Annotated in this window: 15 protein-coding genes; 10 read left to right on the forward strand and 5 right to left on the reverse strand. The window is 69.8% G+C overall.

Annotated elements, in window-relative coordinates; genetic code table 11:
* Nucleotides 1-109 precede the first annotated feature (109 nt).
* Nucleotides 110-1,222: an acetate kinase gene (locus ACIBH4_RS14965; protein WP_362766201.1), complete on the forward strand. Its 1,113-nt coding sequence runs from the start codon at nucleotides 110-112 to the stop codon at nucleotides 1,220-1,222.
* 88 nt (nucleotides 1,223-1,310) lie between these two features.
* Nucleotides 1,311-1,754, forward strand: a complete 444-nt coding sequence (locus ACIBH4_RS14970; RefSeq protein ID WP_362514574.1) for a DUF6789 family protein — start codon at nucleotides 1,311-1,313, stop codon at nucleotides 1,752-1,754.
* Nucleotides 1,755-1,883: 129 nt separating this feature from the next.
* Here ACIBH4_RS14970 and ACIBH4_RS14975 read toward each other — a convergent pair whose 3' ends face one another.
* Nucleotides 1,884-2,279, reverse strand: a complete 396-nt coding sequence (locus tag ACIBH4_RS14975; RefSeq protein ID WP_362514577.1) for an isoamylase early set domain-containing protein — start codon at nucleotides 2,277-2,279, stop codon at nucleotides 1,884-1,886.
* Nucleotides 2,280-2,569: 290 nt separating this feature from the next.
* Here ACIBH4_RS14975 and ACIBH4_RS14980 point away from each other — a divergent pair, with 290 nt between their 5' ends.
* Nucleotides 2,570-3,196: a uridine kinase gene (locus ACIBH4_RS14980; RefSeq protein WP_362514580.1), complete on the forward strand. Its 627-nt coding sequence runs from the start codon at nucleotides 2,570-2,572 to the stop codon at nucleotides 3,194-3,196.
* Nucleotides 3,197-3,256: 60 nt separating this feature from the next.
* Here the strand turns inward: ACIBH4_RS14980 and ACIBH4_RS14985 are convergent, their stop codons facing one another.
* Both ACIBH4_RS14985 and ACIBH4_RS14990 read right to left on the reverse strand, forming a co-directional pair.
* Nucleotides 3,257-3,553: a hypothetical protein gene (locus tag ACIBH4_RS14985; protein ID WP_362766204.1), complete on the reverse strand. Its 297-nt coding sequence runs from the start codon at nucleotides 3,551-3,553 to the stop codon at nucleotides 3,257-3,259.
* A 109-nt stretch (nucleotides 3,554-3,662) separates the two neighbouring features.
* The gene (locus ACIBH4_RS14990; RefSeq protein WP_362514587.1) at nucleotides 3,663-3,911 is read right to left on the reverse strand and encodes a hypothetical protein; all 249 of its coding nucleotides are present in this window, start codon (nucleotides 3,909-3,911) and stop codon (nucleotides 3,663-3,665) included.
* A 134-nt stretch (nucleotides 3,912-4,045) separates the two neighbouring features.
* On the opposite strand from ACIBH4_RS14990, the gene ACIBH4_RS14995 reads away from it, so the two are divergent.
* Nucleotides 4,046-4,780 (forward strand): hypothetical protein, encoded by a 735-nt coding sequence (locus ACIBH4_RS14995; RefSeq protein WP_362766207.1) that lies wholly within the window; start codon nucleotides 4,046-4,048, stop codon nucleotides 4,778-4,780.
* A gap of 230 nt (nucleotides 4,781-5,010) precedes the next feature.
* On the opposite strand, the gene ACIBH4_RS15000 is transcribed toward ACIBH4_RS14995, so the two are convergent.
* A complete protein-coding gene (locus ACIBH4_RS15000) occupies nucleotides 5,011-5,490 on the reverse strand; it encodes a PepSY domain-containing protein (RefSeq protein WP_362766210.1) in 480 nt (159 codons plus the stop codon).
* Between the two features lie 277 nt (nucleotides 5,491-5,767).
* Here ACIBH4_RS15000 and ACIBH4_RS15005 point away from each other — a divergent pair, with 277 nt between their 5' ends.
* The 6 genes from ACIBH4_RS15005 to ACIBH4_RS15030 all read left to right on the forward strand — a co-directional run bounded on the left by ACIBH4_RS15005 (nucleotide 5,768) and on the right by ACIBH4_RS15030 (nucleotide 10,314).
* The gene (locus ACIBH4_RS15005; protein ID WP_362766213.1) at nucleotides 5,768-6,454 is read left to right on the forward strand and encodes a DUF6907 domain-containing protein; all 687 of its coding nucleotides are present in this window, start codon (nucleotides 5,768-5,770) and stop codon (nucleotides 6,452-6,454) included.
* 189 nt (nucleotides 6,455-6,643) lie between these two features.
* On the forward strand, nucleotides 6,644-7,558 hold the full coding sequence (locus ACIBH4_RS15010; RefSeq protein ID WP_362766216.1) for a helix-turn-helix transcriptional regulator: 915 nt from the start codon (nucleotides 6,644-6,646) through the stop codon (nucleotides 7,556-7,558).
* A 145-nt stretch (nucleotides 7,559-7,703) separates the two neighbouring features.
* Nucleotides 7,704-8,516, forward strand: coding sequence for an SAM-dependent methyltransferase (locus tag ACIBH4_RS15015; protein WP_362514600.1), 813 nt, complete (start codon nucleotides 7,704-7,706; stop codon nucleotides 8,514-8,516).
* 250 nt (nucleotides 8,517-8,766) lie between these two features.
* Complete coding sequence (locus ACIBH4_RS15020) at nucleotides 8,767-9,234, forward strand: hypothetical protein (RefSeq protein ID WP_362514603.1); 468 nt, start codon at nucleotides 8,767-8,769, stop codon at nucleotides 9,232-9,234.
* A 133-nt stretch (nucleotides 9,235-9,367) separates the two neighbouring features.
* Nucleotides 9,368-9,982 carry a TetR/AcrR family transcriptional regulator gene (locus ACIBH4_RS15025; protein WP_362514606.1) on the forward strand — a complete coding sequence of 205 codons (615 nt, stop codon included), beginning with the start codon at nucleotides 9,368-9,370 and terminating at the stop codon, nucleotides 9,980-9,982.
* Between the two features lie 107 nt (nucleotides 9,983-10,089).
* Nucleotides 10,090-10,314 carry a hypothetical protein gene (locus ACIBH4_RS15030; RefSeq protein WP_350945315.1) on the forward strand — a complete coding sequence of 75 codons (225 nt, stop codon included), beginning with the start codon at nucleotides 10,090-10,092 and terminating at the stop codon, nucleotides 10,312-10,314.
* Nucleotides 10,315-10,421: 107 nt separating this feature from the next.
* Here ACIBH4_RS15030 and ACIBH4_RS15035 read toward each other — a convergent pair whose 3' ends face one another.
* Entirely contained in the window at nucleotides 10,422-11,561 is a 1,140-nt protein-coding gene (locus ACIBH4_RS15035; protein ID WP_362766219.1) for an XRE family transcriptional regulator, read from the reverse strand.
* Nucleotides 11,562-11,621 lie beyond the last annotated feature (60 nt).

The raw sequence follows: 11,621 nt of genomic DNA on the forward strand, positions 1-11,621 counted from the left end.
GTGAGACGGGGATCGGCGCCCTTCTCCCCCGGATGCTCACGCACGGTGACGAATGGCGGGCCGCCGTGGGCCGCCGTTTGTCCCATCCGCCCTCGGGCACGTGAGGAAAATGGGAACCACTGATCCGGCGGTGCTCACCGTCAACGCGGGATCGTCGAGCCTGCAACTCCACCTCGTCCGGGACGGTCAGGTCCTGCGCACCGAGCACAGCGAGCAGAGCCTCGACCCCGGTGCGGCCGAGCGGGCGATCACGGACTTCCTCGACGCCGCCCCCGGCACCGATCTCGCCGCTGTCGGCCACCGTCTCGTCCACGGAGGCGAGGCGGTGAGGAAGCCGACGGTCGTCGACGACGGCGTGCTGCGAGCGGTGGGGGAGTATGCCGATCTCGCCCCGCTGCACGTACCGCCCGCGCTCGCGCTCGTCGAGGCCGCCCGGCACAGGCTGCCCGATATCCCGCACGTGCTCTGCCCCGACACCGCCTTCCACGCCGAACTTCCCGACAGCGCCGCCACCTACGCGCTGCCCGCGGGGTGGAGGAGCCGCTACGGCCTGCGCCGCTACGGCTTTCACGGCCTGTCGTACGCCTGGGCGCTGGGAAGGGCCGCGGAGATGCTCGACCGGCCCGCGGGCACCCTCCAGGTCGTGCTGACCCACCTCGGCGGAGGCTCCTCGGTGTGCGCCGTCCGCGAGGGCCGCAGTGTGGACACCTCGATGGGATTCACCCCGCTGGAGGGGGTCCCGATGAGCAAGCGGTCGGGAAGCGTCGATCCCGGCATGCTGCTGTGGCTGCTGTCGGACTCCCGGCTCACGCTCGACGAACTGCGCGAAGGACTGGAACACCACTCGGGGCTGCTCGGCCTCTCGGATGGAAAGTCGGGAGACACCCGGGAACTTGTCGCCTCCGGGGATCCGGCCGCCGCGCTGGCCCTGGAGGTGTTCGCGCATCGGGTGAGCCGGGAGATCGCCGCCGCCGCGACGAGCCTGGACCGGCTCGACGCGCTCGTGTTCACCGGGGAGATCGGCTGGGACCAGCCGGAGGTCCGCGAGGCCGTCTGCGGAAGGCTCTCCCTGCTCGGTGTCGAGCCGCTCGCCCGCAGTGACCTCGACACCGACGGGACGGTCAGCGCGCCCGGCGCGTCCGTGCCCGTACTGGTGGTCAGGCCAAGAGAGGAACTGCAACTCGCCAGGGAGACCCTCGGCGCGCTCGGCGGGCACCCGTGAGGGGCCCGGCCGCCGTTCGAGGATCTTCGTTTCGAGGAATCTCACAGGAGTTTCGAGGACTTTCACCGGAAAGGCAGGGGTGACGATCGTGATTCGTGATCTCGTCAGGGGCGTGGGAAGTGGCGTTCTCGCCACCGCGGCGATGAGCGCTGTGATGCTCGCCGGGGAGCGCGCGGGGCTCATGAGGGATCAGCCTCCCAAGAGGATTGTCCGCGGCCTCCTGCCGGGCCACAGGCACCGACCCAAGTCGAGGGAGAGAGCACTGGGCGCGATCGCCCACTTCGGCTTCGGCGCCACGGGCGGGGCCGCGTTCGCCCTGCTCTGCAGGGGACGCCGTGCCCCGGTGCCACTCGGGGTGGCGTACGGGCTGGCCATCTGGTTCGTCAGCTACCAGGGTTGGGTGCCGAAACTGGAGGTCCTGCCGCCGATCGACGAGGATCAGCCGGGACGTCAGGCGGTGATGGCCACGGGCCACGTGGTGTACGGCGCGATGCTCGCCCTCGCGATGAACGGTCCCCGGCGCGAGGCCTGACGGCCCGCACCCTCCGCGTCCCCGCCGGAATGGGCCGGGACGGGGAAGGCGCGAGCCGCAACGATGATCGCGGAGCCGGTGGAACGGCCTGTCCGGGGGATCCCGCTCCTGCAAACGGTCACCGAGGTGCTAGGAGGAGGCCACCGAGGCCGTGACCGGCTGCCCGGCCGAGAGCGTCTGCCGCATCGGCTTGCCGACCGCGGTGCGCGCCGCGCTTGGGCTCTCAGGAGCCTCCTGGACGTCGGCGGGGTTGATCCGGCCGCCGTGCTCGTCGTGGTGGTCGGCGTCCGCGTCGTCGAACCACACGCCGCCCTCCGCGAGATAGCGGAACCGGATGGGCTGGTGGGCGGGAACCATCAGGCTCACCTGATAGGTGCCGTCGTCCCTGCGCCGCATGGGATGGGCGTAGGGGTCCCAGCCGTTGAAGTCACCGACCAGCGAGACCCCTCCGCGGGTCGGGCTCTCCACTATGGTGAAAGTCAGCTTGACCTGGCCGTTCTTGGTCGGCTTACCGCGCTTGATCACTGAAGTCCTCCTGACATCGCTGTCTCCGTGCGTAACGTGCCGTGATCTTGGTTGCGGAAAGACGTGAAGATCACGCCAACTACCGGATCGCGCCGATGTGGACGTGACGCGACCTGGAGGCCGACGCCCGGTCACGGCCGGGCCGTCGATCCATATGGATCGTTACCGCCCGTAGCGGTCGGACAACCCGGACAGACCGATATTTGATCGCCATCACGTCCGACCTTGACCCGACCGTGATGGTTGACCGGTCCCCGTCGGAGGCGGCGGGCGTCGGCCAGGATGGTGGGGTGGACATACGGCCTATCTCTCCTTCCTCGCTGGTGGAGGAACTCGCCGACCGGGTGGCCGCGGAGCCCCGCGACTCCTGGGTGCGCGTCGCGCTCGACGGGGCTCCCGCGACGCGGCCGGAGCAACTCGCCGACGCGCTGGCGGACCCGCTCCGGCTGCGCGGCAGGGAGGTGCTCCGCGTCTCCACCGCCGACTTCCTGCGCCCGGCCTCGCTGCGTTTCGAGTACGGCCGGACCGACCCGGACTCCTTCTACACCGACTGGTTCGACTACGGAGGGCTGGTCAGAGAGGTGTTGGGACCACTCGACCCGGGCCGGTCGGGAAAGGTGCTGCCCACGCTGTGGGACAGCGCCATCGACAGGGCCACCCGTGCGCCGTACGTCACGGTCCCCCCGGGCGGTGTGCTGCTGCTGGCCGGACCCCTGCTGCTGGGCCGGGGGCTGCCGTTCGAGCTGACCGTGCACCTGAGGTTGTCGCCGGGCGCGCTCGCCCGGCGCACCCCGGAGGAGCTGCACTGGACGCTGCCCGCCTACGCGCGCTACGAGGAGGAGGTCGCCCCGGCGGAGGTCGCCGACGTGGTCGTCCGCGTCGACGACCCGAGACATCCGGCCCTGGTCACATCGTGATGAGCGAAGGCGGGGCACGTCCCCCTGACGCACCCCGCCCTCGATCCTCCGGTGACGGTGCTACACGCCCGCGCGGGAGGGCGTCCTGCCCTCGGAGTACGACTCGCCGAGCGACTCCTGCCCCAAGGAGGACCGCATCTCCTCGCGGGTCTCCTCCATGCGCAGCGCGATCCCCATCGCGAAGAAGGTCGGTGCCCACTCGCCGATGAAGATCCCCCAGTGGTCCGCCCGCTCGATCCCCGCTCTCTCCTGCGCGTTCGACGTGAACCACGCCGCGATCGACGCGCCGACCGAGGCGATCCCGGCGGCGTACATCATGTTGGACTTCACGCCCATCTTGTGAAGCATGTTGATCATTTCATCCCCCTGATGATGGTTCGTCCTTATGGTTACCCAGCGAGACGGCGGATAACCGAATGTGGCGAACCGCAGGTGGTGGCTGCTTCCGGCGGGTGGACCCCGTCCCCTACGTCCTCCCGCGCGGTTTCGAGGAGTTTCGCTCGTCGTCCTCGTCCAGGCGTTTGAGAAGGCCGTCGCGCCTGGCTTCGAGCTCGCCGACAAGGATTTCCTGCTCGTCGGCCTGATTGATCAACATTGCCCGTTCGACGGCGTCGGTGGGGCCGATCTCTCCCACCTGCCCACGCAGCTCCGCGACCTCGGCGCGCAGTCTCTCCAGGTCCCCTTCGACCTGCCGCAGTTCTTCCTGAAGACTCATTTGCTGTCCATACCCCTGCTTTCGGCCTTGACTCCACGGCCTTGACCCCACGCTCCGGGCCATAGCGGTCCGGTGACCGGGAGGCGCACCGCGCGGTGGTGGAACCTGATCGACTCGGCCGGTGTATCTCCCGCATGAGAAGAATTCTTTTCCTTCTGGCGCTCATCGCCCCCCTGCTGGCCCTGGGCGCCCCGGCACGGGCGGGAGGCTGGGCGATCACCGTGATGGACCCGGTCCCGGTGACGAGCCCGGACACGACGTACACCCTCGGCTTCTGGCTGCTCCAGCACGGCACCCATCCGTACGAGGGCGACGACCTGGGGGAGCTGGGGGAGGTCGCGCTGGAGTTCACCGACGGCAAGAGGACTCTCCGGTTCTCCGGTGTGGAGCTGAAGGAGCCCGCCCACTACGCCAGCGCGGTCTCCCTGCCCAAGGGCACGTGGGAGGTGACCGCGATCCAGGGCTGGTTCCCGTCCTACCGGATCGGCACCCTGGCCGTGCCGGGACGGTTGGAGGTCGCCCCGGTTCCCCCGGACCTCAGGCCGGCGATCACCGGCCAGCAGCCGCCGGAGGAGGATCACTGGGGGGCGATTCGCCCGCCGAGGATTCCCCTCGGTGACGGCACTCCCGGCTTCCTCCCCTACAGGTCCGCCACCCCCACGCCCGTCGCCACCCCGGCGGCGGCGCCCGCCGGAGGCTCGCCGGGGGAGACGACCACCGTCGCGGTCGTGGAGCGGGGAACCTGGTGGCGGCCCGCGTACGTGATGACGGCGCTCGTAGGGGTCGCTGGGGTCGCTGGGGTCACAGTCCTCGCCGCGCTCGTCCACCGGACGCGGCGGGGCCGGGCCACCGGCGTTTCGCCTCGGTGACCCGGCCGCCATCCACCGGCTTGTGGCGGGGGCGGGTCACGGGCGTCCCAGGTCGGTGACCCGGCTTCCGCCCACCGGATACGGAGGGAGCGGGTCACCGCACCCGGTGCCGGTGACCCGCTCCCGTGTCCGGGGACCGCCGCCGTGTTCGGCCGGCATGGACCTGGCATGGACGAGGAGCCCGTGACACGCGAGGTGTCACGGGCTCCTTGTCGCTGTTCGTCTTTCCGTCAGTCGTCGTCCTGGTCGTCATCGTCATCGTCATCGTCGTCGATGTCGTTGGCGTCATCGGCGGCGTCGGCGGCCCGTTCCGCGGCGGTCTCGGTCTCCTGCTCATGCTCCAGGATCGCGCCGGTGGTGGCATCGATGTCGAACTCGTGCTCGACGTCACCCTCAAGGAACTCGATCTCCCACTTGGTGGGAGCGTCGTCGCCGTCGAACTCGGTCTTGACGAGCTTGGCGCCGGGAACCTTGTCCTGGGCGATCTTGATGGCCGCGTCCCGGCCGACCTTGGCCTCCGCCTCTCCGGGGGCGGGGGTCGCCGGAGCGGTGCCGGTCCCCGGCGTCTCGTTGACCGGCGCGGGAGTCGTCGCCGTACCGCTGGGGGCCGGAGTGGGCGTCGCGGTTCCGGCGAAGGCTACTGCGCTACCTCCGGAGACGACGGCGAGGAGTCCGGCGGCGGCGATGGTGAGTTTCGTCGTGTTTCGCATGTCCCAAAGCTTGCCTGGGGCGTCGTTAGCGGCACGCTGCGGCAACCCTAAAGGCAGGTTAAGGCCGTCGAGCGGTTCCGGGCCCCGGATTCCGCCCCCCGTCGGCCTTTCCCGATGAACCGGCCATGCCGGTCCTGCGTACCTGCCGGTGAAAGCGACCTCGAAATCGATGGCGCGAGCCGGGACCCGCGCTCTGGTCCGGCTCGGGTCCGGGGACGATCCGCCGTCGTGCCCTCACGTCGTCGACGACGCGGATCTCCATGCCGGAAGGACTGGGATGAACGACATCACGGCCTGGCGAGGAGTCCCGGCCGGGACTTCTCGCCTCCGTTCGGAGGCTTCGTGCCCCTCGTGGTGCGAGCGCGAGCATTCCACCACGTACGTCACCCACGCGGCCGACATCGCCGAGCTGCGCAATCCCGACGGGTCCACGGTGACCGTCACGCTCTCCCAGCACGTCCAGCCGGGGTACGTGGGGGAGCGGGTCGTGCGTGTCTACACCTGCCTCGGTGCGGAGACCGGCATCGCCGACCTGTCACCGGACTCCGCGGAGGCCGTCGGACGTTCGATCGTCGCCTTCTCGCCCGACGGGTCCATGCGCGCGTACGGACTCGCCCTGCAGCGGGCCGCCGCGCACCTGCTGCTTTGTGGGCTGGAGGTGTCCCGCGACGGGGAGGGCGCGACGGGGCCGGTCAAGGTGTCCGCCCCCACCGCCGTGTCGCCCTCGCAGGAGAAACTGTTCAGGATCGCGTACCTGTCCGGGTACCTCAACGTGACGAGGGCGCCGGGGCCGTTGAGCGGGGGAGTGGTCGAGCGCCGTCTCAGCCAGGTGCTGTCACCGAGGGAGACGAGCGAGTTGTGCGACATCGTGCGCGGCATGCTGTCGCGCCGTACCGCCGCGAACCGGGGAACCCTCCGCGACGACGCGTACGAGGACCCGGGGGACCTCGCCTCGGGGCTGTAGGGCCGAAAGGCTTTACCGGCGATCCCGCAGGGTGAGAAATTCGCCGACATTCGCCGACAAAGGTAGATTTGTAGCTATCTGCACTCGCGGATGCAAGTGCAAACGCAAGTGCGTGTCCGGCGGAGCTGTGCGAAACACGCTGTATGTGTGAAACTGTGGCACCGTAGGAAGGCGCGACAGGGAGCCCGCATGGCCGGACAGACCGCGAAGGACAGCGGTGAGCAGGGTGGCGTTCTCGCGTACGCGGGTGGTGGTGGTCCCACGATCCTGCGGATTCTGCTGGGTTCCCAGCTGCGGAGGCTGCGCGTCGCCAAGGACATCACCCGCGAGCAGGCCGGTTACGCCATCCGCGCCTCCCACGCCAAGATCAGTCGGCTGGAGCTCGGGAGGGTCGGCTTCAAGGAACGCGATGTCGCGGACCTGCTGACGATGTACGGGGTGACCGACCCCGAGGACAGGGCCCCGCTGCTCACGCTGGCCCGCCAGGCCAACGCCCCCGGCTGGTGGCACAAGTACGGAGATCTGCTGCCCAACTGGTTCGAGGTCTACGTCGGGCTCGAAGAGGCCGCCTCGATCGTCCGGACCTACGAGGTGCAGTTCGTCCCCGGCCTCCTGCAGAGTCCCGAATACGCGCGGGCCGTCATCATGCTCGTGCACGGCGCCGCCTCCACCGACGAGGTCGACCGCCGTGTCTCGCTGCGCATGGCCCGCCAGAAGCGCCTGACCAGACCGGACGCCCCGACGCTCTGGGCCGTGATGGACGAGGCCGTGCTGCGCCGGCCCATCGGCGGTCCCCACGTGCTGCGCGCCCAGCTCGACCACCTGCTCGACGTGGTCGAGCTGCCCAATGTCAGGCTGCAGATCATGCCGTTCGAGCGGGGCGGCCACGCCGCGGCCGGTGGTCCGTTCTCCATCCTGCGCTTCCCCGAGCGGGACCTGCCCGACGTGGTCTACATGGAGCAGCTCACGAGCGCCCTCTACGTGGACAAGCTCGAAGAGACCGACCACTACATGCAGGTCATGGACCGTCTGTGCATCCAGGCGTACTCCGTCTCCGAGAGCAAGCGGTTTCTGCGCGACCTCCGCGAGGAACTCTCGGTCTGATGCGGTTCGGCGTGGTTTCACGGGAACGATGAGGTCTGCTGACCTGGGGAAACCACATCCGGTCATCAGACGAAACATCGGTTCATGATCTGAAGGCGTCGATCACTCGTCTACCATTCGAGAAAGAGATGGTGAAGGCGAGGACATGACTGAACACGAGCAGGCTCCGCCGGGAATCGACCCTACGGTCCCGAGTGTGGCTCGTATGTACGACTACTACCTGGGAGGCAAGGACAACTTCGCCTCCGACCGGGTCGCCGCCGAGAAGATCGTTGAACTCGTCCCCAACGTCAAGGACGTGGCGCGCTCCAACCGTGCCTTCCTCGGGCGTACCGTACGGCATCTCGCCGCCTCGGGAATCCGCCAGTTCATCGACATCGGCACGGGACTGCCGACCCAGGAGAACGTGCACCAGGTCGTCCTGCGCGAGGCGCCGGACTCCCGGGTCGTGTACGTCGACAACGACCCCATCGTGCTCGTCCACGCCCGCGCGCTCCTCGCCGACAACGCGCAGACGGTTGTGATCCCCGGTGACCTGCGGGAGCCGGGGGCGATCCTCGACCATCCGGACGTTCGCGAGCGCATCGACTTCGACCAGCCGGTCGCCGTCCTCATGGTGTCCATCCTGCACTTCGTCGCCGAGGACAAGGAGGTCGCCGACATCGCCGCCTCCTTCGGGAAGCGGCTGGTCTCCGGCAGCCACGTGGTGATCTCCCACGTCACCTCCGGCGACCTCACCGAGGAACAGGTCCGGCAGGGCCGTGGCGTCTACGGGACGACCACGGCGGGCGGCATCTTCCCCCGCACCCTCACCCAGATCCGCGGCCTGTTCGACGGTCTGGAGATGCTCGAACCCGGCCTGGTGCCCGTCTACGACTGGCGACCCGACACCGGCGACGTCGTCATCCCGCCGGGAGCCGGCGCCGTCACCGTGGGGGCCGTCGGGCGGGTCCCGTAGGAATCTCGTCTCCCGTCCGCGTTCCTCCCCGGAGCGCGGACGGGAATCTCGGCAGAGTGTGAGGTCCAGGAGCGCGGAACCTTGGCGGGGCCGTGGGATACCGGGAGCGGGCCGGGGGCAGGCGGGGGCAGACAGAGACGCGGAGTCCTTTTCCGGTCCCTCGGGTCTCTCGCAGGGCCTTCGACTCCGTTCGGGCGCCCTCGACGGGAGACACGATGAACCCGCCGGGGCCGGTGAGCGTATCTGAAGGATGTTGACACATTCGCGCCGGACCGGTGTCGCCAGGAACCTCCGGGTGGTCGCCACGGTGATCCTCACCCTGTCCTTCTCCCTCGCCTGCAGCGCGGACCAGCCCGCGAGCGCCCCCGCCGCGGCCGGAAACGCCGTCCCCGCCGCCCCCGCGGGCCCGCCTCCGACCGTCGAGCAGCTCGCGAAGAAGGTCGACTGCAAGCCCCGGATCCAGGTCGACGCGGTCGACATCCGGACGGGAGCCTGCAAGACCTCCGTCGGCCGGTTCTTCATCAGCACCTTCGTCACCCAGTCCGGCAAGGACCAGTGGATGGACCAGGCGCCGGAGTACAACCCCCACCTCGTCGGAGAACTGTGGACCGTACTCGGCGCCAGGCAGGTCCTGGACGAGTTGCGCGTGACGCTCGGAGGAGAACTCCACCTGACCGACCACCGGGTGACCTCGACCCCCACGCCGCCCACCGGGTGACATGTGCGCCCCGGCCCGCACCTGGTGAGCGCCCGGTGCGGGCCGGGCCGCCGCTTGCCGTATCGGTGCTAGATGTGCGAGCGGCGTTATTAATAGCAAGAGGCGACTTAATAGCGGTGCTAGCATCAGCGTGATGTCCACACAGGAGCGCCGCGAGCGCGAGCGGGCGCGGCGTCATCGGCTGATCGTGACGGTCGCCCGCGAGCTGGCCGAGGCCGAGGGGTGGGAGGCGGTCACGACGCGCCGTCTCGCCGAGCGTATCGAATACAGCCAGCCGGTCCTCTACAGCCACTTCGCGGGCAAGGACGCCATCGTGGCGGCCGTCGCGCTGGAGGGTTTCGCCGAGCTCACCGCGGAGCTGGGAAAGGCCCGCGTGAGGGCGGAGAGCCCGCGCGAGGCGCTCTCCGCCCTGATCCACGCCTACGCCGACTTCGCCCGGCTGAACCCGTCGCTGTACGACGCCATGCTCACCCTCGCCGTCGACCTGCCCTTCGGCCGTCCCGACACGCCCGCCCCGCTCCAGGCCGCCTTCGCCGAATTCCGCGAGGCGATCGCCCCCTTCGCCGGCGGCCGCGACACCGGAGTCCTCGCCGAGATCGCCTGGGGATCCGTGCACGGCCTCGCCACCCTCACCCGCAGCGGACGTCTCCCGGCCGCCCACCACGAGCGGCGGCTGGCGATGCTGATCGACCAGCTCACCGCGCCCGCCGACGGTGGCCGTCCTTCGCCCGCCGTCGGCGGTGGGTGATCCCGCGTAGGCGTTTCCAGCTGAATTCTCAGCCGGGGCGAACTTTATCCCTGAATGAAATAGACGCGGCATTGCCTGCTGATTCGCCGGTCCGTAGCATCCGTCCCATGTCCATCACGCGTGAGTTCGCCTACGCATCATCCTCACGTCCCGCTGACGGGGAATGTGTCTGGTATCGCTCAAAGGGCGATATTTACGACCTGATTCGCACGGGCAGCGACGGAGATTTCCGATACCACGCCTTCCACGCCCGCGACGGTCGCTATCTCCAGGCCTTCGCCTCCTGGCAGGACGGCCTGGAGTGGATCAGGGAGCGTGTCGAGGGCGAGTGAGCGGGTGGCGAGCGACGCGGGGTGGTCGCGGAGGGAGACTCCGCGAAGCGGTCGCGACGAGCGTCACCGCACGGCGCGACCGGCGGCCGGTGCCCGCGAAAGAGCGGTCAGGGCACCGGACGCAGCGCCGGGCGACGGTCGTCGAGCAGTTCGCGCACCCGTGAGACGGGCCAGGCCAGCTGGGTGGCGAGCAGCTCCATGGTCAGGCCGGTCTGCGAGACGGCCAGCTCGAAGGCCCGGTGCAGCAGCACGGGCTGCTCGTCGGGGTGGCCGCTGATCGGCTCGGCGGCGAATCCCGGTTGGTCGCGCAACGTCTTGAGCCGCTGGTGGGCGCGGCTCGCCGCAGAATCGGAGATCAGGCCGACCTCGCGGCAGCGATACAGCAGGGAGTCGACCGGCACGCCCCAGGTGCGCTTGAGCTCGACCAGCCTGCGCAGGTCGAGGCGGCCTGGCAGCTCCGGCAGGATGCTGTCGCGAGGGGTGAGGAACTCGGCGGCGAAGACGTCGGCCTCCCGCTCCTGCCGGACGTCTCCCGAGGCCGTGTCGCCGTGCAGCACCAGGTGGCCGAGCTCGTGGGCGGCGGTGAACCGGTAGCGGTGAACGTCGTCGCACCGGTTGGCGGTGAGCACCACGATCGGGCGGGGCAGCCGGGAGGTGGAGAAGGCGTCCACCGTGACGGCGTCCTCGTCGGGTGGCAGGAGGACCACGACGATCCCGTGGGCCTCCATGTGCCGGACGATGTGCGGCAGCGGGCCGGTGCCCAGCCCCCAGAGCCGCCGCAGCGCGCGGGCGGCCTGGGCGGGGTCGCCGGGTGGCTCCACGCCGGAGTGGACCTCGTCGCCGGAGAGACCGGGAAGGACGACGTGGGGCAGCCTGACCTGCCTCTCCAGTGCGTGGGCCAGCTCCCAGACCTGCTCGACGAAGGCCGCCGCCTTGGCCCGCTGGTACGCGCGGGTGGAGCGCGGACTCCCGAAATGCGGGATGGAACCGTCCAGCCTGCCGTGCGGGCGGCCCAGCAGGAAGAACGCCGGTGGCACGCCGAGAGCGTCGGCCAGGCGGGGAACGAGGTCGGGCCGGGGACGGCTCATGCCCGTCTCGTACTGTCCCACCGCCGCGGGGGTGACCCCGATCCGCTCGGCGAGGTCCTTCTTCGTCATCCCCGCCAGCTGCCTGGCCTGGGTGAGCCGCCCCTGGTCGAACGCGTCGACGACGGCCTGTGGGCTCTGTGGGGAGTTCCGCCGGTCCATGGGCGACCTCCGCTCACGCTTCGCCCGGTGTCAGGCGATCACCGCCGACACTTCATTTCC

The sequence above is a fragment of the Streptosporangium sp. NPDC050284 genome (genome assembly GCF_044459525.1).
Lineage (GTDB): Bacteria > Actinomycetota > Actinomycetes > Streptosporangiales > Streptosporangiaceae > Streptosporangium.

Excerpts from the sequence above, each read along its gene's own strand:
- ACIBH4_RS14965 (WP_362766201.1), top strand. The coding sequence starts at position 110 with ATGGGAACCACTGATCCGGCGGTGCTCACCGTCAACGCGGGATCGTCG.
- ACIBH4_RS14985 (WP_362766204.1), bottom strand. The coding sequence starts at position 3,553 with ATGATCAACATGCTTCACAAGATGGGCGTGAAGTCCAACATGATGTAC.
- ACIBH4_RS14990 (WP_362514587.1), bottom strand. The coding sequence starts at position 3,911 with ATGAGTCTTCAGGAAGAACTGCGGCAGGTCGAAGGGGACCTGGAGAGA.
- ACIBH4_RS14995 (WP_362766207.1), top strand. The coding sequence starts at position 4,046 with ATGAGAAGAATTCTTTTCCTTCTGGCGCTCATCGCCCCCCTGCTGGCC.
- ACIBH4_RS15000 (WP_362766210.1), bottom strand. The coding sequence starts at position 5,490 with ATGCGAAACACGACGAAACTCACCATCGCCGCCGCCGGACTCCTCGCC.
- ACIBH4_RS15005 (WP_362766213.1), top strand. The coding sequence starts at position 5,768 with ATGAACGACATCACGGCCTGGCGAGGAGTCCCGGCCGGGACTTCTCGC.
- ACIBH4_RS15010 (WP_362766216.1), top strand. The coding sequence starts at position 6,644 with ATGGCCGGACAGACCGCGAAGGACAGCGGTGAGCAGGGTGGCGTTCTC.
- ACIBH4_RS15015 (WP_362514600.1), top strand. The coding sequence starts at position 7,704 with ATGACTGAACACGAGCAGGCTCCGCCGGGAATCGACCCTACGGTCCCG.
- ACIBH4_RS15020 (WP_362514603.1), top strand. The coding sequence starts at position 8,767 with ATGTTGACACATTCGCGCCGGACCGGTGTCGCCAGGAACCTCCGGGTG.
- ACIBH4_RS15025 (WP_362514606.1), top strand. The coding sequence starts at position 9,368 with ATGTCCACACAGGAGCGCCGCGAGCGCGAGCGGGCGCGGCGTCATCGG.
- ACIBH4_RS15030 (WP_350945315.1), top strand. The coding sequence starts at position 10,090 with ATGTCCATCACGCGTGAGTTCGCCTACGCATCATCCTCACGTCCCGCT.
- ACIBH4_RS15035 (WP_362766219.1), bottom strand. The coding sequence starts at position 11,561 with ATGGACCGGCGGAACTCCCCACAGAGCCCACAGGCCGTCGTCGACGCG.